Source organism: Piscinibacter gummiphilus (genome assembly GCF_032681285.1).
Lineage (GTDB): Bacteria > Pseudomonadota > Gammaproteobacteria > Burkholderiales > Burkholderiaceae_C > Rhizobacter > Rhizobacter gummiphilus_A.
In genome coordinates this window covers 512513-533822 of the sequence record NZ_CP136336.1, presented here as the reverse complement: position 1 = coordinate 533822, position 21310 = coordinate 512513, and the positions used below count along the sequence as shown (strand labels likewise).

Below are 21310 nucleotides of genomic sequence, written 5' to 3'. Positions count from 1 at the left end.
GCGCGCTTACTTCAAGCTGCCGAAGACCTTTTTGAGGATCGCGCTGCCGGTGCCCACCGGGTCGGCGCGAATCTTCTTCTCTTCTTCCCCGATCATCAGATAGAGGCCATCGAGCGCCTTGCCGGTCACATAGGACTGGATGTTGGCGTTCTCCTCCCTCAAGAGCCCGAAGCTCGCGGCCTTCGAGGCCACCGCGTTGTAGCGCGCGGCGAGCTTCACGCGCTCAGTCGCTTTCTGCACGATCGGCAAGAACTTCACCGAGAGCGGCTCGCGCGTCTTGGTGGCGAAGAACTGCGTCACCGCGTTGTCGCCGCCGGTGAGCAACTGTTTCGCGTCGTCCACGCTCATCGCCTTCACCGCGTTCATCAGCAAGGCCTTCGCCTCGGGCACGGCCGCCTCGGCGGCGCGGTTCATCGAGACTTCCAGCTCTTCGATGCGCTTGCGCTGCCCGGTGGCTTTCAGGAAGCCCGCCACGTCTTGCAGGAAGTCGGGCAGCGGAATGCGCACCTTCGGGTTGCCGAGAAACCCATCGGTCCTGCCGAGCAGGCTCACCGCGGCCACGGCACCCCGCTCCAGCGCGGCGCGGATGCCGGCGGCCGCATCGGTTTCCGACAGCCAGCCGGCCTGCGCCGGCACCCACACGCTGCCACCCGCCGCCATCACGCCGACGGCCTTCATCAGTTCTCTGCGCTTCATCGACTGCTCCTGAGCTCAACCACTACTTCGCGGATCTTCCCACCACCCGGGCGTGCTTGGCCTCGTTGGCAAAGGCCAGCGCCGCATCGACCACCGCCTCGATCTGCCGCGACTGCGGGTCGGGCCGGAAACTCGCGAACACCGGCAGCGGCAGGAGCTCATGCTCGCACCCCAGGATCTTCAGAGCCCGGTTCGGCCGCAGGCGTTCGGCCGCGGCGCGCGGCAGCGTCGCGATGCCGAACCCGGCCTCCACCAGCTGCGTCATCGCCGAGATCGACGAGATGGTGTGCACGCGCGGCGGCGCCACCTCGTCGCGGCGGAAGACGTCCATCAGCGCCACGTGCGGCTGCGAGCCGCGCTGGAAGGTGAGGAGGTCGTACTGCGCCAGCTGGGCCAGGCTGTAGCGCGAGCGCTTGTGCACGGTCGGGTTGCCGACGAAGGCCATCTCCATCGACGCGAGCGTGCGCACCCGCACCCCGTCGTGCGCCGCCGGGGCGGCCGCGAACACGAGGTCAAGCGTGCCGCGGCGCACCAGCTCCTGCAGCATCGGCGTGGTTTCGACCGAGAGCTCCAGCTCGAGCAGGGGCAGGTCGGCGCGCAGCTTCTCGATCCACGGCATCAGCCACGAGTGCAGCACCGATTCGATGCTGCCGATGCGCAGCGTGACCGGCGCCGCGGCGACCCCACCCGAACCCATCTCCTCCTTCAGCTCGCGCTGCAGGGCCAGCAGTTTCTCGGCGTAGTGCAGGAAGCGCGTGCCGGCGATGGTGAGCTTGAACTGCTTGTCGCGCCGGTCGAGCAGCATCGTGCCGAGCTCTTCTTCGAGCCCGGCCACGCGGCTCGACATCGCCGACTGCGTGATCGACAGTTTCTCGGCGGCGCGCGAGACGCTCCTGAGCGTGGCCACCCAGTAGAAGGCTTCGACGAATCTCAGGTTCATGGCGGAATCCTTTCCCGCACATCATCGAAAAAATCGATGAGGCCAGCAAGAAAAATCTCGTTTGCCCGCCACCGCCCCGATCGAAACAATGCCCCGTCATCGCCACAGGTTTTCGAAAGACGCGCACGTGACCCAGCCCTTCCACCCACCCGCCACCACCGGCGCCGAGGCCCGCCTCGCCGCGCGCAGCGGCCGCCTCGACCGGCACACTTCCGGGCAGGCCCTGGGCCATGTGCAGGGCAACGTGGTGATCCTGCCGGCCGGCCTGGCCACCGACTTCATGCGCTACTGCCAGCGCAACCCCAAGCCCTGCCCGCTGCTGGCGGTCTCGGACGCGGGCGACCCCTCGCTCGCCACGCTCGGCGAGGGCATCGACATCCGCACCGACCTGCCGCGCTACCGCGTGTGGCGCGAAGGCGCGCTCGTCGACGAGCCCACCGACATCCGCGCCCTCTGGCAAGACGACTTCGTCACCTTCGTGATCGGCTGCTCGTTCTCGTTCGAAGAAGCGCTGATGGCCGACGGCATCCGGCTGCGCCACATCGAGCTGCAGCGCAACGTCGCCATGTACCGCACGACCATCGCCACCGAGCCGGCCGGCCCCTTCAGCGGCCCGATGGTGGTGTCGATGCGGCCGATGAGCGCGGCCGACGCCATCCGTGCGGTGCAGATCACCTCGCGACTGCCCACGGTGCACGGTGCGCCGGTGCACATCGGCGACCCGGCGCAGATCGGCATCGCCGACCTGTCCAAGCCCGACTATGGCGACGCCGTCGAGGTGCGCGCGGGCGAGCTGCCGGTCTTCTGGGCCTGCGGCGTCACGCCCCAGGCCGCGCTCGTGCAGGCCCGCGTGCCCCTAGCCATCACGCACGCGCCCGGCGCGATGCTCGTCACCGATCTCTTGAACCGGCATCTCGCCGCCTTCTGACCCATCCACCCTTCCAGGAGACTGCAATGAAGACCCTCGTCTGTGCCCTGACGCTGGCCTGCCTCGGCACCGCCCACGCGCAAACCAAGTGGGACCTGCCCTCGGGCTACGGCGGCAACACCTTCCACGTGCAGAACCTGGAGTGGTTCGCGCAGGAGGTCGACCGCGCGACCGCCGGCAAGCTCAAGATCACGGTGCACGCCAACGCCTCGCTGTTCAAGGCCAACGAGATCAAGCGTGCGGTGCAGACCGGGCAGACGCAGATCGGCGAATTCATTCTCTCCGGCGCCGCCAACGAGAACGCGCTCTTCGGCGTCGACGCGGTGCCCTTCCTCGCCACCACCTATGCCGAGTCGAAGAAGCTCGACACCGCGTCGCGGCCCGCGCTCGAAAAGCTCCTGGCCTCGCAAGGCATGAAGCTGCTCTACGCGGTGCCCTGGCCCGGCCAGTCGCTCTACTCGAAGAAGCCGGTGGCCGCGCTCGCCGACCTGAAGGGCACCAAGATGCGCGCCTACAACCCGGCCACCACGCGCATCGCCGAACTCGTCGGCGCGCAGCCCGTGACCATCCAGCTCGCCGAGCTGCCGCAGGCGCTGGCCACTGGCGGGGTCGACAACTTCCTCACCTCGAGCGCGAGCGGCGTCGACAGCAAGCTTCACGAGCAGGTGAAGTATTTCTACGACGTGAGCGCGTGGCTGCCACGCAATGCGCTGGTGGTGAACCAGAAAGCCTTCGATGCGCTCGACAAGACCGCGCAGGCCGCCGTGCTCAAGGCCGCGGGCGAGGCCAGCGAGCGCGGCTGGAAGACGAGCGAGCAGAAAGACAACGAGTACCTCAAGGAGCTGGCCGCCAAGGGCATGAACGTCGACCGCAGCAACACCAAGCTGAAGGGCGAGCTCAAGGCCATTGGCGACCGCATGACGGCCGAGTGGCTCAAGCAGGCCGGCGCCGACGGGCAGGCCATCGTCGACGCCTACCGCAAGTGAGGCGGCGATGCGCCAGGCCCTCGATTCGTTCTACGACACGCTGATGGCGCTGGCCGCTGTCGCGATGGTCGGCTGCTTCGTGCTGGTGGTGCTGGGCATCGCCGACCGCCAGCTCGCCTTCGGGCTGCGCGGGCTCGATGCCTACGCCGGCTACTGCATCGCGGCGGCGCTCTTCCTCGCGCTGCCGGGCACACTGCAGCGCGGCGAGCATATCCGCGTGACGCTGCTGCTGCAAAAGCTGCCGCCTCGCCTGCAGACGGTGCTGGAGGCTTGGTGCCTCGCCGCAGGCGTCGGCCTCGCGCTCTACCTCGCGTGGTATGCGTGCAAGCTCGTGTGGACCTCGCAGGTCACCCACGATGTGTCACCTTCGTCCGATGCGACGCCGCTGTGGATTCCGCAACTGGCGATGGCGCTTGGCTGCGTGGGGCTCGCAGTCGCCTTCCTCGACGCGGCGGTGTCGCGCTGGGCGCGCAACAGCTTCTTCCGCGCCGACCCGGCCGGCGAAGCCGCACACGTGGAATGACGTCATGGACATCCTCACCGTCTCGCTCCTGATCGCCGCGCTCATCGCGGTGCTCGCCTCCGGGTTCTGGATCGGCCTGTCGCTGTTGGGCGTCGCCGCGTTCGCGATGAACTTCTTCACCCAGCGCATGGTGGGCGACAGCATGGCGTTCACCATCTGGGGCTCCACCTCCAGCTGGACGCTCACCGCGCTGCCGCTCTTCCTGTGGATGGGCGAGATCCTCTTCCGCTCGCGGCTCACCGCCGACCTCTTCCGCGGCCTCGCGCCGTGGCTCAACCGCGTTCCTGGGCGGCTGCTGCATGCCAACGTGATCGGCTGCGGCATCTTCGCGGCGGTGTCGGGGTCGAGCGCGGCCACCTGCGCCACCATCGGCAAGATCACGCTGCCCGAACTCAAGAAACGCGGCTACCCCGACGACATCGCCATCGGCTCGCTGGCCGGCGCCGGCACCTTCGGGCTGATGATCCCGCCGTCGATCATCATGATCGTCTACGCCGTCGCGACCGACGTGTCGATCGCCAAGCTCTTCGTCGCCGGCGTGGTGCCGGGCCTGCTGCTGATGGCGATCTTCTCCGGCTACCTGATGCTGTGGGCGCTCCGGCACCCGGAGCAGGTGCCCGAGGGCGACGCCGACACCACGCTGGCGCAGAAGCTCGCCGCCGGCCGCCACCTGATCCCGGTGCTGTCGCTGATCGTGCTGGTGATCGGTGCCATCTACACCGGCATCGCCACCGCCACCGAATCGGCCGCGCTCGGCGTAGCCGGCTCGCTCGGGCTCGCCGCCCTCGAAGGCTCGCTCACCTGGAAGAGCTTCAAGGAGGGCCTCTGGGCTGCCTGCCGCGTGTACTGCATGATCGGCCTCATCCTCGCGGGCGCCGCCTTCCTCACGCTGGCCATGGGCTTCATCGGCCTGCCGCGCGAGGTGGCCAGCTTCATCGGCGGGCTGCACCTGTCGCCCTTCATGCTGCTGGTGCTGCTGATGGGCTTCTTCATCGTGCTCGGCTGCTTTCTCGACGGAATCTCGATGGTGGTGCTCACCATGGCGGTGCTGCTGCCCACCGTGCAGGCGGCCGGCATCGACCTCGTCTGGTTCGGCATCTTCGTGGTGATGGTGGTCGAGATGGCGCAGATCACCCCGCCCGTCGGCTTCAACCTCTTCGTGCTGCAGGGCCTCACCAAGCGCGAAGTGCCCTACCTCGCCCGCACCGCCCTGCCCTTCTTCGGGCTGCTGGTGGCCGCGCTCGGGCTGATCTACGTCTTCCCACAGACCGTGCTCTGGCTGCCCGGCCTGATGTAAGCAACCGACCCTCTTGCGCGCACGCCCGGTTCGTCCTGTACTGTGGGCAGGGCGCGCCGCGGCATGGGCCTCCCAACCTAGGATCACGACATGACGACCCTTCCCTCACGCTGGCAGTTCTGGATCGACCGTGGCGGCACGTTCACCGACGTGGTGGGCCGCGCCCCCGACGGGGTGCTGCACACGCTCAAGATGCTCTCCGAAAACCCGGAGCAATACGCCGACGCGGCCGTCGAAGGCATCCGCCGCCTGCTCGGCCTGCAGGCCGGTGAGCTGATCACGCCCGAGCGTGTGGAGTGCGTGAAGATGGGCACCACGGTCGCGACCAACGCGCTCCTCGAACGCAAGGGCGACCGCACGCTGCTCGTCACCACCAAGGGCTTCCGCGACGCACTGCGCATCGCGCTGCAGGCGCGGCCCAGGCTCTTCGAGCGGCACATCGTGCTGCCCGAGCTGCTCTATGAACAGGTGATCGAGGCCTATGAACGGGTGGGCGCGCATGGCGACGAGGTGCAGCCGCTCGACAAGGCCGCCTTGCAGGCGCAACTGCAGCAGGCCTACGCCGACGGCCTGCGCTCGTGCGCAATCGTCTTCATGCACGGCTACCGCTACACCGCCCACGAGGAAGTGGCGGAAGCGCTGGCGCGCGAGGTGGGCTTCACGCAGATTTCGGTGTCGCACAAGGTGAGCCCGCTGATGAAGCTGGTCTCGCGCGGCGACACGACGGTCGTCGACGCCTACCTCTCGCCCATCCTGCGCCGCTACGTCGACCAGGTGGCGCGGCAGATGCCGGGCGTGCACCTCTTCTTCATGCAGAGCTCGGGCGGCCTCACCGAAGCGCAGCGCTTCCAGGGTAAGGACGCCATCCTCTCCGGGCCGGCCGGCGGCATCGTCGGCATGGTGCGCACCGCCGTCGAAGGCGGCCACCAGAAGGTGATCGGCTTCGACATGGGCGGCACCTCCACCGACGTGAGCCACTACGCGGGCGAGTTCGAGCGTGCCTTCGAGACGCAGGTGGCGGGCGTGCGCATGCGCGCGCCGATGATGAGCATCCACACGGTCGCGGCCGGTGGCGGCTCCATCATCGGCTTCGATGGTGCGCGGCTGCGCGTCGGGCCTGAATCGGCCGGCGCCAACCCGGGGCCGGCGAGCTACCGCCGCGGCGGGCCGCTCGCCACCACCGATGCCAATGTGATGCTGGGCAAGATCCAGCCCGATCACTTCCCCAAGGTCTTCGGGCCGCAGGCCAACGAGTCGCTCGACCGCGAGGTGGTGGTCGAGCGCTTCACGAAGATGGCGCGCCAGATGAACGAGGCCAGTGGCCGCCGCATCACGCCGGAAGAAGTGGCCAGCGGCGCGCTGCAGATCGCGGTGGCCAACATGGCCAACGCGATCAAGCGCATCTCGGTCGCACGCGGCTACGACGTCACCGGCTACACGCTGCAGTGCTTCGGCGGCGCCGGCGGGCAGCATGCCTGCGCGGTGGCCGATGCGCTGGGCATGACGCGTGTCTTCGCGCACCCGCTGGCCGGCGTGCTCTCGGCCTACGGCATGGGCCTGGCCGACCAGATCGCGATGCGCGAGCGTTCGGTCGAGCAGGCGCTCGACGACGCCGGCCTGCTGGCCGCACGCCACACCGCCAGCGAGCTCGCGCAGCAGGCCCGCGAAGAGCTGGCGCAGCAAGGCGTGGCCGACGCCAGCGTGCACACCATCGCGCGCCTGCAGGTGCGCTATGCAGGCACCGACACCGCGCTCACCTGCGGGCTGCCCGGCGAGTTGCCCCCCGCGCAGGCCATCGCCGCAGTGCGCGACGAGTTCGAGCGCGCGTACCAGCAACGCTTCGCCTTCCTGATGCCCGACCGCTCGCTCGTGATCGAAGCGGTGGCCGTGGAGGCGGTCGCGCCCGGCGAGCGCAGCTCGGCCTCGCACGGCATGTCGATGGAGACCTCGCACACCCCCGCGCCCGTCGCCCAAGTGCAGATGTATTGCCAGGCCGACGAAGCCTCGGCCGGCTGGCGCCATGCGGCGCTGCACGTGCGCGAATCGCTCAACCCCGGCGCCACGATCGACGGCCCCGCCGTCATCGCCGAGAAGAACGCGACCACCGTGGTCGAGCCCGGCTGGCAGGCCCGCCTCACCGCGGGCCAGAGCCTGGAGCTGCGGCGCATCCGGGCGCGCACGAGCGCCCATGCCGTCGGCACCGACGCCGACCCGGTGATGCTGGAGGTCTTCAACAACCTCTTCATGAACATCGCCGAGCAGATGGGGCTGCGCCTGCAGAACACCGCCTACTCGGTGAACATCAAGGAGCGGCTCGACTTCTCCTGCGCGCTGTTTGATGCCAGCGGCAGCCTCATCGCCAACGCACCGCACATGCCGGTGCACCTGGGCTCGATGAGCGAGTCGATCCGCACGGTGATCGAGCACAACCCCGGCATGCGCCCGGGCGACGTCTACGTGCTCAACAACCCGTACAACGGCGGCACGCACCTGCCCGACATCACTGTCGTGACACCGGTGTACCTGGAGCCGAAGGACGCGAAGCCCTCGTTCTACGTCGCCTCGCGCGGCCACCATGCCGACATCGGCGGCACCACGCCCGGTTCGATGCCGCCTTTCTCGACCACCATCGAGGAAGAAGGCGTGCTGATCGACAACTTCAAGCTGGTGGCCGAAGGCCGGCTGCGCGAGAAGGAGCTGCTGGAATTGCTCGGCTCGGGCCGCTACCCCTCGCGCAACCCGCAGCAGAACCTGGCCGACCTGCGCGCGCAGATCGCCGCCAACGAAAAGGGCGTGCAGGAGCTGCGGGCGATGGTGGCGCAATACGGCCGCGAGACGGTGGCCGCCTACATGGCGCACGTGCAGAACAACGCCGAGGAATCGGTGCGGCGCGTGATCACCGCGCTGCGCGACGGCGAGTTCACGCTGCCGCTCGACAACGGCGCCGTGATCCGCGTGAAGGTGAGCGTGAACGCCAAGGCCCGCAGCGCCAAGGTCGACTTCACCGGCACCAGCGCGCAGCTCGCCAACAACTTCAACGCGCCACGCTCGATCACGATGGCCGCGGTGCTCTACGTTTTCCGCACGCTGGTCGACGATGAGATCCCGCTCAACGCCGGTTGCCTGAAGCCCATCGAGGTGGTCGTGCCCGAAGGCTGCATGCTCAACCCGCGCCACCCGGCCGCGGTGGTGGCCGGCAACGTCGAGACCTCGATGTGCGTGACCAACGCGCTCTACGGGGCACTCGGCGTGATGGCCGCCAGCCAGTGCACGATGAACAACTTCACCTTCGGCAACGACACCTACCAGTACTACGAGACCATCTCCGGCGGCTCGGGCGCGGGCCCGGGCTTCGCCGGCACGAGCGTCGTGCAGACGCACATGACCAACTCGCGCCTCACCGACCCCGAGGTGCTGGAGTTCCGCTACCCGGTGCGGCTCGACAGCTACGAGATCCGCGCCGGCTCGGGCGGTGCGGGTGAGTGGGTCGGCGGCAACGGCGGCGTGCGGCGTGTGCGCTTCCTGGAGCCGATGATGGCGTCCATCCTCAGCAACGGGCGCGAGCACCCGGCCTTCGGCATGGCGGGCGGCGCGCCCGGCTCGCTCGGGGCTAACCGCGTGGAGCGCGCCGATGGACGCATCGAGGCGCTGCCGCACATCGGCCAGGCCGAGATGCAGCCGGGCGACGTGTTCGTGATCGAGACCCCGGGCGGCGGCGGCTACGGCGAGCCGCTGAAAGCCTGAAGGCTCAGGCCGGGATGTTCACCCCGGCCTGATGCGCCTGCTGGTCGGCGTGGTACGACGAGCGCACCAGCGCGCCGACGGCCGCGTGCGTGAAGCCCATCTTGTGGGCCTCTTCCTCGTACATCTTGAAGGTGTCGGGGTGCACGTAGCGGCGCACCGGCAGGTGGTGGCCTGAGGGCGCGAGGTACTGGCCGATGGTGAGCATGTCGATGTCGTGCTCGCGCATGTCGCGCATCACCTGCAGGATCTCTTCATCCGTCTCGCCGAGGCCGACCATGATGCCGCTCTTGGTCGGCACGTGCGGTGCGAACTCCTTGAAGCGCTTGAGCAGGTTGAGCGAGTAGGCGTAGTCGGAGCCCGGGCGCGCTTCCTTGTAGAGGCGCGGCGCGGTTTCGAGGTTGTGGTTCATCACATCCGGCGGTGCCGCTTTCAGGATCTCGAGCGCACGGTCCATGCGGCCGCGGAAGTCGGGCGTGAGGATCTCGATGCGGGTCTTCGGCGACAGCTCGCGCACCCGCTCAATGCATTCCACGAAATGGGCCGCGCCACCGTCGCGCAGGTCGTCGCGGTCGACGCTCGTGATCACCACGTAGTTGAGCTTGAGGGCGGCGATGGTCTTCGCGAGGTTGAGCGGCTCGTCCTTGTCGAGCGGGTCGGGGCGGCCGTGGCCCACGTCGCAGAAGGGGCAGCGGCGGGTGCACTTGTCACCCATGATCATGAAGGTCGCGGTACCCCCGCCGAAGCATTCGCCGATGTTGGGGCACGAAGCCTCTTCGCACACCGTGTGCAGCTTGTGCTCGCGCAGGATCTGCTTGATCTCGTAGAAGCGTGTGTTGTGCGAGCCCGCCTTCACGCGGATCCAGTCGGGCTTCTTCAACTGCTCGGCCGGCACGATCTTGATCGGGATGCGTGCGGTCTTGGCCTGCGACTTCTGCTTGGCGGAGGCGTCGTAGGAGGCCGCGTCTTGGGCGGTGTGGACGACCTTGTCGGTGGACATGGGTGGGACTTTCGAACGAGCGGGTCAGCTCAGGTGGGCCGCGAGCTTGTCACCAAGTCGTTCGGCCACGGTATGCCAGTCGGTGCGGACGCCCAGTGTAGCGAGGTCGACTGTCGCGAGCCCTGCGTAGCCACACGGATTGATGCGCGAAAAGGGCGACAAATCCATCGCCACGTTGAGTGCGACACCGTGGTACGTGCAGTGCCGGCTCACCTTGATGCCGAGTGCCGCGACCTTGCCGAGGCCATCGAACGGTCGTGCACTCGGGCCGGTCAGCGCGGCATGGCCGAACGGGTCGGCCAGGTTCACGTAGATGCCGGGTGCTCCGGCCACCCGGTGGCCGGTGATGCCGACGCTCTCCAGCGTCTTGAGCACGCAGTGCTCGAGGCGGTAGACGTATTCCTTGACGAAGATGCCGAGGCGCTTGAGGTCGATCAGCGGATAGGCCACCACCTGGCCGGGCCCGTGGTAGGTGACCTGGCCACCGCGGTTGGTCTGCACCACCGGCACATCGCCCGGCACGAGCACGTGCTCGGCCTTGCCGGCGATGCCCTGCGTGTAGACGGGCGCGTGCTCGCACAGCCAGATCTCGTCGGGGGTGTCGGGGCCGCGTGCCTCGGTGAAGCTACGCATCTCGTCGACGGTTGCCACGTAGTCCACGCGGCCGCGCATGCGCACGAGGGGCCCGGTGGTCGCACGGCCGCGAAGTAGGTCGGAGTCGGGAGCGATTTCTGACACCCCCGGATTGTCGGGGGTCCGCACAAAACATGTCGGGGGGCTGGATTCCCGTGCATCCATCACGAATCGGGGCGCGTAACGCATGCCATCCGGTGATCTTGCCGGGTGCCATCAGGAGACCCACATGCAACTCTCGTTCTTCAAGACCGCGCCACTCGCGGCCGCCGCCCTGCTGGCGGTGTGCGGTATCGGCGCCACCCACGCCTCCAGCCACCGCGAAGCGCCCTTCATCACCACCTCGCCCAAGGTGGACGGCACCGACTTCTACATGTTCCGCAGCTACGAGACGGGCCGCGCCGCGTACACGACGCTGATCGCCAACTACATGCCGCTGCAAGACGCCTACGGCGGCCCCAACTATTTCTCGATGGACCCGAACGCGCTGTACGAGATCCACATCGACAACGACGGCGACGCGCGCGAAGACCTCACCTTCCAGTTCCGCTTCAAGAATAAGCTGCGCGACACCAGCGGCAAGACGCTCACCGTCGGCGGCGAGGAAGTGGCGATTCCGCTGATCCAGTTCGGCCAGGTGAGCAACGTGCAGGACGCCAACCTCAACCTCGGTGAGAGCTTCACCCTCACCGTGGTGCGCGGCGACCGCCGCCGCGGCAACGCGCAGGCGGTGACCAACGCCGCCAACGGCGCCACCACCTTCGACAAGCCGGTCGACAACATCGGCGTGAAGACGATCCCCGACTACGCCGCGTATGCGGGCCGCCACGTCTACACCATCAACATCCCCGGTTGCAGCGCGCCCGGCAAGGTGTTCGTCGGCCAGCGCAAGGACCCGTTCGCCGTCAACCTGGGCACCATCTTCGACCTGGTGAATGCGCCGGTGAACGTGATCACCAACCGCCAGTTCGCCAATGCCGCGCCCAATACCATCGACGACAAGAACGTCACCTCGCTCGCGATCGAAGTGCCCACCGCCTGCCTCACGCAGGGCAACGAGCCGGTGATCGGCGGCTGGACGACCGCGAGCCTGCGCCAAGCCCGCCTGCTCGACCCGACGCCGCGCGCCGGCCACCAGACCACCGAGAAGACCGGCGGCGCGTGGACCCAGGTCTCGCGCCTGGGCATGCCGCTCGTGAACGAAGTCGTGATCGGCCTCAAGGACAAGGACCGCTTCAACAGCGCCAAGCCGAAGGACGACGGCCAGTTCCTCACCTACGTGACGAAACCCACGCTGCCCAAGCTGCTGGAGATCGCGCTCGGCCTGCCCAACATCGCACCGACCAACTACCCGCGCCTGGACCTGCAGACGACCTTCCTCACCGGCATCGCGGGCGTCAACCAGCCGCGCAACGCGGTGGCTTCGGAGATGCTGCGCCTGAACACCGGCACGACGCCGGTGCCGCTGGCCAGCCAGAACACGCTGGGCGTGGTGGGCAACATCCTTGCGGGCGGCAACGACATGGCCGGCTACCCCAACGGCCGACGCCCGAACGACGACGTGGTCGACATCTCGCTCATCGCGATGATGGGCGGGCTGTGCGTGGCCAATGGCGACATGAACACGCTCGGCTTCGGCGCGGCCTGCCGCCCCTCGGCGGTGCCGCTCGGCGCCACCGCCTTCCAGCTGCACGATGCGGTCGACCAGTCGCGCGCCACGCTGCTGCCCGGCTTCCCCTACCTCGCGACGCCCATCGGCGGCACGCAGTGAGAAGGAGACCCATCATGCGCAAGACTCGACTTCATGGATGGGCCCTGGCCGTGGTCGCCGGCGCGCTGCTCAGCGCGTGCGGCGGCGGTGGCGGCGACGACAGCCCGCCGCCGCTGACCGAGGTGCCCGACTCGGCCCTCGCCTCGCCGGCGGCCTACACCCAGTTCGCACGCAGCCTGGGCGCGCTCGACACAGACGAGCCGCTCACCCTCGGGCGGCTGGAGGTGGCCCCGACGAGTGAGACCGACGAGCCCGTGCCGCTCGACTAGCGCGGCGCGAGCCCCTGCCAGGCGAGTTCGAGGATCTCCCGCACCTCGGACTCGCTGCGGATCGGCCGCGGGTTCGCGCGCACCGGCGGGTAGGCGAGCGAACGCCGCGCGAGCCCATCGAGGTGCTCGCGCTTCAGGCCCAGCGCCTGCAGCGAGGTGGGCAGGCCGAGGCCGCGCACCAGCGCGGCGATCGCATCGGCGGCGGTCGGCAAGGGGCTCTCCATCGCCTTCAGCAAGGCCGCCTGCCGGTCGGCGTTGGCAGGCTCGTTGAAGCGAAGCACCGGGGCGAGCATCACGCACGAGGTTTCGCCGTGGGGGATGTCGAAGCCCGCGCCCAGCGCATAGCCGATGCCGTGGCTCGCGCCGGTGCCGCCGCCCGTCGACGAACCCCACATCGCCTGCCACATGCCAAGCTGCGCTTCGGTGCGTGCAGCCAGCGATGCTGAATCGCGGTGGATGGCGGGCAAGGCGCGCGACAAGAGGCGCAGGCCTTCGAGCGCATGCATCGATGCCATCGTGTGGGCCCGGGGGGCGCAGTGGCTCTCGACCGCATGGTCGACCGCGCGGATGCCGCTCGACAGCAGCAGCGGCAGCGGCGTGTGCAGCGTGGCCTGCGGGTCGAGCACTGCCACCTGCGGCACCAGCAGCGCGTGGCCGAAGCCCTGCTTGGCGCGTGTGGCGGTGTCGGTCACGCCGGCCCGCGAGGTGAAGTCGGCAGCCGAGAGCGTGGTCGACACCGAGAGCATGCGGATCGGGTTCGGCGGCGCTTCGAGCGGCTGTGCGGCCGTGCCTTCGGCGAGGAACGGGGCCATCGCCTCGGGCGTGTCGAGCCCGTGCCACAGGCAGGCAAGCACGGCCTTCGTGCCGTCGATCGACGAACCACCGCCGACCGCGACCAGCAGGTCGGCGCGGGCCGCACGCGCGGCGTTCGCGGCGGCGATCACGTCTTCACGCGGGCTGTGGGCGCGCATCGCGGTGAACACGCCCACGCAGCGCTCGGCGAGTGTCCGCTGCACCTGCTGCAGCGGGCCATCGTCCAGCCGCGCAAGCGACGCACTGCTGACGAGGAACACCCGCTTCGCACCCAGCCGCTGCACTTCGGCGGCGACCGCCTCGCCCGCCGGCTCGCCGAAGACGATGCGCTCCTGCGCCTGGATCTTGTAGACGCCGCGCATCGGCGCCTGGCTCACAGCACCACCTTGACCATCGGGTGCGTGGTGAGCGTGCGGTAGAGCTCGTCGAGCTGCTCGCGGCTGGTGGCGGTGATGGTGATGGTCACGCCGAGGTACTTGCCGCCGCTGCTCGGGCGCATCTCCACCGTGGCGGCGTCGAAGTCAGGGTCGAAGTTCTTCGCGACCATCGTCACCGCATGCACGAAACCGTCGACGTTCTCGCCCATCACCTTGATGGGGAATCTCGACGGGTACTCGATCAGCGATTCTTCGGGCGAAATGTGTTTCATAGGGACTGCACCTTCTTGGCGCGCTGGTAGGCCTCGTAGAGGCGTGCATAGACCGGGCCGGGCTTGCCGCGCAAGGCGCCGTGGCCGACCGGCTGGCCGTCGATCGAGGTCACGGGCAGCACTTCCTTGGCCGCCGAGCTCAGCATCACCTCGTCGGCCGACAGCAGGTCAGCCTCGGCGACGGGCCGCAGGTTGAAGGCGATGCCTTCTTCCTCGCACAGCTCGCGGATCAACTCGTAGCGGATGCCTTCCAGCACGTGCTCGCTCTTCGGGGGCCCGAGTACCGCGCCCTCGTGCACCACCCACACATTGCTGGCCGAGGCTTCGGTGAGGAAGCCATCGCGCAGCAGGATGGTCTCGGCCGCGCCGTGGTCGGCCGACATCTGGCGCGCCAGCACGTTGCCGAGCAGCGAGATGGACTTGAGGTCGCCGCGCTCCCAACGGAAGTCGCGCGCCGTGACGCAGGCCACCCCGCGGTGGCGCTCCTCGGCGCTCGGCTGCACCAGCGGGTGGCTCATCATGAAGACAGTGGGCGCCACGTCGACCGGCATCACGTGGTTGCGGGGCGCCACGCCGCGCGTCACCTGCAGGTACAGCGCCTGGTCGGCGTCGGGCTGTGCCGCCACGAGTTCGCGGCACAGCTCCAGCCAGCGCACCGCGGTGTGCGGGTTCGCGATGCGCACCTTCGCCAGGTTGCGCCCCAGGCGGGCCATGTGCTCCTCGAAGCGGAAGAGTCGCCAGCCGTAGACCGGCAGCACTTCGTAGATGCCGTCACCGAAGAGGAAGCCCCTGTCGAGCACCGAGACCTTCGCCTCGCGCAGCGGCAGGAACTCGCCGTTGAGGTGGCAGACGCTGCCGGCAAGCGTGTCAGGAACAGCGACCATGAAGCCTCCTTTCGACCGACAGGCGGGCTGGGTGCGGGTGGGTCAGATTACTTGATCCACAGCCGGACCGCATCCCATGCCCGACCCAGGATCCCGGCTTGCTCGACCGCGTTCAGCACCACCAGCGGCCGCTCGGCCACCACGGCGCCGGCCGGCGTCGTGACCTTGACCGTGCCCACACGCTGGCCCTGCGCGAGCGGGGCGACGAGCGGGTCGGTGCGCTCGATGCGGGTCTGCAGCTTGGCGCCTTCGCCCTTGGGCACGCTGACGAACACACCACCGGTGCTGCCCAGGCGCGCTTCGTTGGCCTTGCCTTTCCACACCGGCACGGTGGCCAGGGCCTTGTCGGCCTCGAAGAGGCGCACGGTGTCGAAGGCCTGGAAGCCCCAGTTGAGCAGCTTCTGGCTTTCGTTCGCGCGGGCCTCCATCGATGCGGTGCCCATCACCACGCTCAGCAGGCGGCGCTTGCCGCCACCGGCCCCGTTGGCGGCGAGGTTCGGGAAGTCGCGCTGCGCGGAGATCACCATGCAGTAGCCCGCGGCTTCGGTGTAGCCGGTCTTCATGCCGTCGACGCTCGGGTCGCGCAGCAGGAGCACGTTGCGGTTGTTCTCGTTGGTGGCGGGCGAGCCTTCGAAGCGGTACTTCTTGATGGAGTACAGCGGATAGTGCTCGGGGAAGTCCTGAATGATGTGCGAGGCGATCACCGCCATGTCGCGCGCGGTGCTCTTGTGGCCGGCCTCGGTGAGGCCCGGCGCGTTCTTGAAGGTGGTGTTCTTCAAGCCCCAGGCCTGGGCCTGGCGGTTCATCATCGCGACGAAGTTCTCGACCGAGCCCCCCACGCCTTCAGCCAGCACCACGGCCGCGTCATTGCCCGAGTTGACGATCAGGCCACGCAGCAGGTCGGCCACCTTCGGCTGGCTGCGCGGCTCGATGAACATCAGCGAGCCGCCGCCCTTGCGCTCCTGCCAGGCACGCACCGACACGGGCAGCACCTGCTCCAGCGTCAGCTTGTGCTCGCGCAGCGCGGCGAACACGAGGTAGGCCGTCATCAGCTTGGTGAGCGACGCGGGGTCGGACGGGGCATCGGCCTCGCGCTCGGCCAATGTCTGGCCGGTGGTGATGTCGATCAGGATGTAGCTGCGCGCGGCCACTTCGGGTGGCGTGGGCATCTGGGCCTGGGCCACAGTGCAGGCGAGCGCGAACAAGAGAGCGAAGAGCTTTTTCATGCAGGAATTTCTTGTGATGTTGAAAGCGGGGGGGCGGGGACTCTTATGAGCCGTGCCGCACCACCAAGTTCTTGAGCAGCGTGAGTTGCCCATGAAAAAAATGCCCGGCGCCGGGGACGACCACCACCGGCAGGGCCTGCGGGCGGGCCCAGTCGAGCGTGGCCGAGAGTGGCACCACGTCGTCGGCTTCACCGTGAACGACGAGTGTGCCCTCGGGTGCGGGAGGCACTTGTTGCTTCTGCGTCGACGGGGCAATGAGCGCCAGCCACTTGGGCTTGGCTTCGGCCGGCAGGCGGTGCGCGGCTTCGGCCGCCACATAGCCACCGAAGGAGAAACCGGCCAGCACGAAGGGCAGCGCCGCATCGCGGTGGGCGGCGATCACGGCGAGCGCGTCGTCGACCTCACCCCGGCCTTCGTCCCACTCGCCCTGCGAGCCGGCGACGCCGCGGAAGTTGAAGCGCACGGCGCGGTAGCCGAGTTGCACGAAGGCGCGGGCGAGCGTCTGCGCCACCTTGTTGTCCATCGTGCCGCCGTGCAGCGGGTGCGGGTGGCACACCACGGCCACGCCCACCGGAGCGGCCGCCGGCTCGTCGATCGCACATTCGATCGCACCGGCCGGGCCGGGGATCGTCACGCGCTTCGTCTGAGAGTTCATCGGCCGACGGATTCCGGCAGCACGAGACGGTCGACCACGACACCGTTTTTGAGGTGCGACTCGACGATCTCGTCGATGTCGCTCTCGTCGACGTAGGTGTACCAGACGGCCTCGGGGTAGACGACGGCCACCGGGCCTCCGGCGCAGCGGTCCATGCAACCGGCCTTGTTGACACGCACGCCGCCGGGGCCAGCGAGCTTCTCGGCCTTCACGCGCGACTTGCAGTGGTCGAAGCCGGCCTTCGCGTTGTGATTGGCGCAGCAGTCTTCGCCGTTCTCGCGCTGGTTGAGGCAGAAGAAGATGTGTCGCTTGAAATAGGTCATGGCGTATTTTAGGAAGCCTCGTCGCGCGCCACGACGCGTGCCAACAGGTAGATGAGTCCCGCGAAGGGCCACAGCCAGCCCACCCATTGCGCAATGCCGTGGAAGCGGATGAAGCGTCCCTGCTCCCAGGCCTGCAGGCTCTCGGCGTAGTAGGGGTCGGTGGGCGCCTGGTTGACGAGCGCGACGAGCATCGTCAAGGCGACCAGCCCGAAGGCCGCCACGCCGCGCGGCGGCGCGAAGGCAAGCGCCAGGGCCACCACGCTCGCCACGACGAGCGCCGGCACCACCGCAGGCGTGACCCAGGCCCATGCGTGTTGCGGTCCGAAGTTCATCGCCGTCGACAAGGTGGTGGCCGCAAGCCCCAGCGCCAGGGCCGCCGGCACGTGGGCCAGCCGTCGCCAACCGGGCCGCATGATGCTGAAGGCCACGAAGGTGGGCGCCAGAAAGCCCAGCACGATGGCCAGCCACTCGGAGCCGCGCGACAGCGGCGTGAGCAGTTCATCGGCGTGCAGGCCCTCGGTCACCCAGCTCGCCCAGGGCGTGCCTTCCAGCCAACCGGCCGCCGCTTCGCGCAGGCGCAGCACGCCCTGCCCCAGGCCGAACGGCACCGCCGTCGGAAACAGCAGGCCCACCGGCCACAACAACAGCAACGCGATGCCCCCCGCACTGCGGTGGATGAACCAGCGATCGCGCAGCACCTGCCAGCGGTCGACGCCCCCGAGGGCGCGCACGGCCATCGCGATCAGCACGCCGAGCACCATGCCACCACTGTTCAGCAGCCAGTCGGCGACCGAGGGCACGCGCCGGGGCAGCCAGTTCTGCAGGCTCTCCATGCACAGCGACAGCAGCGCGCCAGCCATCACCGCGTTGAGCGCCGACCAGCCGACCGACCGGCCGCTACGCACCTGCGCGCCGAAGAGCAGGGCGCCCAGCGGCACGTAGCCGAGCAGATTCGAGACCACGTCGAACCATGTCCAGTACGGCTGCCATGGCATGTGGCCGAAGCCGAACAGGGGCACGCCGGCCGGCTGCTTCCAGCCGGTGAAGGGCGACAGGCTCGCGTAGACGATCAGCGCCGCGTACAACCAGGCCAGCGGCGCGGCGGAGCTGCGGTGGCGCGGCGGCATGTGCGTTTGTCGTGTCGTTTTGCGTGCGCCGTTCAGAACGGCTTGACCACCACGAGCACGACGATGGCGATGAACAGCAGCACCGAGACTTCGTTGAAGACGCGGAACCAGCGCTCGCTGCGCGTGTTGGCGAACGACTCGAACTTGCGCAGCAGCGAACGACACGCGTGGTGGTAGCCGAGCACCAGCACGACGAAGAAGAGCTTCGCGTGCATCCAGCCGCCGGTCACGCCGAAGCCCAGCCACAACCACAGGCCGAGCGCCACCGCCGGCACCATCAGGAAGCTCGCAAAACGGTAGAGCTTGCGCGCCATCAGCAGCAGGCGCTCACGCTCGGCATGGCTGTCGGCCGGGACCATCGCCAGGTTGACGAAGATCCGCGGCAGGTAGAAGAGGCCGGCGAACCAGCTCGCGACGAAAACAATATGGAAGGCCTTGACCCACAAGTACAAGCTGCTCATGCGGCGGCATTATGGGACGGCATAAAAAAAGCCCCGGCCATCAGCCGGGGCTCGAAAGCCTCATCGCTGTCATCACGGTAAGGCTCCTGCTCAGGGAGGAAAAGCAGGGGACAACAACCTTGCGGCTATCATCCGAGAGCGACTTTATCAGATGAAAACCGCGTGCGCACAGACGTGCGACACCGTGAAAACGCGCAAGTGCGAACTACGCCTCGGCTCGCACCGTTGATCACTGACACCCGTTGGAAACGCGCCGTGCACACACCCCCGCCCTTCCCCGCCAGCCGGCCGCGCCGCCTACGCCGCGATGAGTTCACCCGCGCACTCGTGCGCGAGCACCATGTGCAGGTGAGCGACCTGATCCTTCCGGTCTTCGTGCTGCCCGGCAAGAACAAGATCCAGAACGTCGACTCCATGCCCGGCGTGCAACGACTGAGCCTCGACCAGCTGCTGCCGGTGGCCGATGAATGCGTGCGGCTGGGCATCCCGGTGATGGCGCTCTTCCCCGTCATCGATCCGAAGAACAAGAGCGAAGACGGCGCCGAAGCGACCAACCCGCAGGGCCTGGTCCCCAAGGTCGTGCGTGAGCTGAAGAAGCGCTTTCCCGAACTCGGAATCCTCACGGACGTGGCGCTCGACCCCTACACCTCGCACGGCCAGGACGGCGTGCGCGACGAGAGCGGCTACATCCTCAACGACGAGACCGTGAAGATCCTGAGCCAGCAGGCGCTGGTGCAGGCCGAGGCAGGTGTCGACATCGTCGCCCCGAGCGACATGATGGACGGGCGCATCGGCGCCATCCGCCAGACGCTCGAGAAGCGTGGCCACATTCACACGCGGATCATGGCCTACAGCGCCAAGTACGCGAGCGCCTTCTATGGCCCCTTCCGCGATGCCGTGGGTTCGGCCGGCAACCTCGGCAAGGGCAACAAGAAGGTCTACCAGATGGACCCGGCGAACACCGACGAAGCGCTGCGCGAAGTGGCGCTCGACATCGCCGAAGGCGCCGACATGGTGATGGTCAAACCCGGCATGCCCTACCTCGACATCGTGCGCCGCGTGAAAGACGAGTTCCGCGTGCCCACCTTCGCCTACCAGGTGAGCGGCGAATACGCGATGCTCAAGGCCGCCGCCAACAATGGCTGGCTCGACAAAGACGCGGTGATGATGGAAAGCCTGCTCGCCTTCAAGCGCGCCGGAGCCGATGGCGTGCTCACCTACTTCGCGCTCGACGCCGCACGCCTGCTGCGCCAGCGCTGACCGCCGTCGCGATGCGGATCCTCCACATCACGCCCGAGCAGTTCACCGAGCTGCCCGAGTTGCCGGAGCAGCTGCCGCCCACCGGCTACATCTGGATCGGCAGCGCCCGGCGCGAATTCGAGGTCAACATCGCCCCGCTGCAGACCGCCTTCCAGCGCTGGACCGGCGGGCAGCTGGTCGACCTGCACATCTCCGACCTGCTGAACAACCAGCTGCCCTCGCATTTCGACTACACCTCGACCTACGACCTGATGGTGTTTCGCCGGCTGGCGGCGGGCAGCGGCAGCAACAACCTCTTTCTCGACGAGGCACAAGGCACGCTCAGCAGCGCCAAGCGGGCGCTGGAGGCCATTGACACCAGTCCGGTCGGCTTCGCGGTGTTCGACCGCGTGCTCTTCACCGTGCACCCGACCGACTGCCCGGTGCGCGACTTCTTCGCCACCCGCCTGCAGCAGATGACGCTCGGCGCCGGAGAGCGCAGCAGCGGCAGCTCGCGCCTGCCCACGAGCCCGGCCGACCTGATGCTGCGCATGGTCAACCACATGGTCGACAGCTACCTCGAACTGCGGCGGCTGCTCACCAAGCAGCTCGGCTACCTGCAGCAGGAGCTTTTCAACCCGCGCAGCCATTTCGACAGCTGGCAGGTGCTGCTCGACTCGCGCAATGCACTGCACCTGCTCGAAGACACCTGCGAAGACCAGCGCAGCGCGATCGTCGAGTGGATCGATGCCCTCGAAGAGTGGCCCACCGAGCGCAACAACCCCGGCGCCATGCGCGAGCGCGAGCTGCTGCGCCTGCGCTCGCGCGACGTGCTCGAGCACATCGAGCGCGTGCTGAGCCACGTGCGGCGGCTGGAATCGTCGGCCGAGACCGCGGTGCAGATGCACTTCTCGGCGCAGAGCAACCGCACCAACGACATCATGCGCACGCTCACCGTGCTGACGGCCATCTTCATGCCGCTGAACCTGATCACCGGCTTCTTCGGCATGAACTTCGACGGCCTGCCGCTCATCCACGCCGAGACCGGCGTGTGGGTGGCCACGGTCACGATGGTGATCGTGGGCGTCGGGCTGGGCCTCTTCTTCTGGCGCAAGCGCTACCTGAGCACCAGCCACAAGCGCTGATCGC

Annotated in this window: 21 protein-coding genes; 9 read left to right on the top strand and 12 right to left on the bottom strand. The window is 68.3% G+C overall.

The genetic code is table 11. The features are described 5' to 3' along the window. Positions 1-6: 6 nt before the first annotated feature. Positions 7-696, bottom strand: coding sequence for a DUF4197 domain-containing protein (locus RXV79_RS02565; protein ID WP_316701872.1), 690 nt, complete (start codon positions 694-696; stop codon positions 7-9). A gap of 22 nt (positions 697-718) precedes the next feature. Further along, complete coding sequence (locus RXV79_RS02560) at positions 719-1636, bottom strand: LysR family transcriptional regulator (RefSeq protein WP_316701871.1); 918 nt, start codon at positions 1634-1636, stop codon at positions 719-721. A gap of 127 nt (positions 1637-1763) precedes the next feature. Between RXV79_RS02560 and RXV79_RS02555 the strand changes: the two genes are divergently transcribed. From RXV79_RS02555 to RXV79_RS02535, 5 genes are all read left to right on the top strand, one after another. Then, on the top strand, positions 1764-2564 hold the full coding sequence (locus RXV79_RS02555; protein WP_316701870.1) for a putative hydro-lyase: 801 nt from the start codon (positions 1764-1766) through the stop codon (positions 2562-2564). Between the two features lie 26 nt (positions 2565-2590). Continuing rightward, on the top strand, positions 2591-3550 hold the full coding sequence (locus RXV79_RS02550; protein ID WP_316701869.1) for a TRAP transporter substrate-binding protein: 960 nt from the start codon (positions 2591-2593) through the stop codon (positions 3548-3550). Between the two features lie 7 nt (positions 3551-3557). Next, a complete protein-coding gene (locus RXV79_RS02545; RefSeq protein ID WP_316701867.1) occupies positions 3558-4073 on the top strand; it encodes a TRAP transporter small permease in 516 nt (171 codons plus the stop codon). 4 nt (positions 4074-4077) lie between these two features. Next, positions 4078-5370, top strand: a complete 1293-nt coding sequence (locus RXV79_RS02540; RefSeq protein ID WP_316701865.1) for a TRAP transporter large permease — start codon at positions 4078-4080, stop codon at positions 5368-5370. Positions 5371-5460: 90 nt separating this feature from the next. After that, positions 5461-9114: a hydantoinase B/oxoprolinase family protein gene (locus RXV79_RS02535; protein ID WP_316701864.1), complete on the top strand. Its 3654-nt coding sequence runs from the start codon at positions 5461-5463 to the stop codon at positions 9112-9114. Between the two features lie 4 nt (positions 9115-9118). Here RXV79_RS02535 and lipA read toward each other — a convergent pair whose 3' ends face one another. Together lipA and lipB are read right to left on the bottom strand one after the other, a co-directional pair. Then, positions 9119-10111, bottom strand: a complete 993-nt coding sequence (gene lipA / locus RXV79_RS02530; RefSeq protein WP_316701862.1) for a lipoyl synthase — start codon at positions 10109-10111, stop codon at positions 9119-9121. Between the two features lie 24 nt (positions 10112-10135). Further along, positions 10136-10783 (bottom strand): lipoyl(octanoyl) transferase LipB, encoded by a 648-nt coding sequence (gene lipB / locus RXV79_RS02525; protein ID WP_316703961.1) that lies wholly within the window; start codon positions 10781-10783, stop codon positions 10136-10138. 190 nt (positions 10784-10973) lie between these two features. Here lipB and RXV79_RS02520 point away from each other — a divergent pair, with 190 nt between their 5' ends. Further along, on the top strand, positions 10974-12515 hold the full coding sequence (locus RXV79_RS02520; protein ID WP_316701861.1) for a DUF4331 domain-containing protein: 1542 nt from the start codon (positions 10974-10976) through the stop codon (positions 12513-12515). 14 nt (positions 12516-12529) lie between these two features. Beyond that, on the top strand, positions 12530-12784 hold the full coding sequence (locus RXV79_RS02515; protein WP_316701860.1) for a hypothetical protein: 255 nt from the start codon (positions 12530-12532) through the stop codon (positions 12782-12784). Here RXV79_RS02515 and RXV79_RS02510 read toward each other — a convergent pair. The 8 genes from RXV79_RS02510 to RXV79_RS02475 are packed head-to-tail and all read right to left on the bottom strand — an operon-like array spanning position 12781 to position 18922. Next, complete coding sequence (locus RXV79_RS02510) at positions 12781-13974, bottom strand: iron-containing alcohol dehydrogenase (protein WP_316701858.1); 1194 nt, start codon at positions 13972-13974, stop codon at positions 12781-12783. The genes RXV79_RS02515 and RXV79_RS02510 overlap by 4 nt on opposite strands. Then, on the bottom strand, positions 13971-14246 hold the full coding sequence (locus RXV79_RS02505) for a YbeD family protein (RefSeq protein WP_316701856.1): 276 nt from the start codon (positions 14244-14246) through the stop codon (positions 13971-13973). Before RXV79_RS02505 ends, RXV79_RS02510 begins: the two co-directional genes overlap by 4 nt. Continuing rightward, on the bottom strand, positions 14243-15130 hold the full coding sequence (locus RXV79_RS02500) for a D-amino acid aminotransferase (protein WP_316701854.1): 888 nt from the start codon (positions 15128-15130) through the stop codon (positions 14243-14245). Before RXV79_RS02500 ends, RXV79_RS02505 begins: the two co-directional genes overlap by 4 nt. 47 nt (positions 15131-15177) lie before the next feature. Continuing rightward, positions 15178-16356 (bottom strand): D-alanyl-D-alanine carboxypeptidase family protein, encoded by a 1179-nt coding sequence (locus tag RXV79_RS02495; protein ID WP_316701852.1) that lies wholly within the window; start codon positions 16354-16356, stop codon positions 15178-15180. A gap of 43 nt (positions 16357-16399) precedes the next feature. Then, positions 16400-17011, bottom strand: coding sequence for an alpha/beta hydrolase (locus RXV79_RS02490; RefSeq protein WP_316701851.1), 612 nt, complete (start codon positions 17009-17011; stop codon positions 16400-16402). Continuing rightward, on the bottom strand, positions 17008-17334 hold the full coding sequence (locus tag RXV79_RS02485; RefSeq protein ID WP_316701849.1) for a (2Fe-2S) ferredoxin domain-containing protein: 327 nt from the start codon (positions 17332-17334) through the stop codon (positions 17008-17010). Before RXV79_RS02485 ends, RXV79_RS02490 begins: the two co-directional genes overlap by 4 nt. Before the next feature lie 8 nt (positions 17335-17342). After that, on the bottom strand, positions 17343-18461 hold the full coding sequence (locus RXV79_RS02480) for a VanZ family protein (protein WP_316701847.1): 1119 nt from the start codon (positions 18459-18461) through the stop codon (positions 17343-17345). 32 nt (positions 18462-18493) lie between these two features. Next, entirely contained in the window at positions 18494-18922 is a 429-nt protein-coding gene (locus RXV79_RS02475) for a CopD family protein (RefSeq protein WP_316701846.1), read from the bottom strand. Positions 18923-19177: 255 nt separating this feature from the next. Between RXV79_RS02475 and hemB the strand changes: the two genes are divergently transcribed. After that, positions 19178-20182 (top strand): porphobilinogen synthase, encoded by a 1005-nt coding sequence (hemB, locus tag RXV79_RS02470; protein ID WP_316701844.1) that lies wholly within the window; start codon positions 19178-19180, stop codon positions 20180-20182. 11 nt (positions 20183-20193) lie between these two features. Then, on the top strand, positions 20194-21306 hold the full coding sequence (locus RXV79_RS02465) for a magnesium transporter CorA family protein (protein WP_316701841.1): 1113 nt from the start codon (positions 20194-20196) through the stop codon (positions 21304-21306). Positions 21307-21310 lie beyond the last annotated feature (4 nt).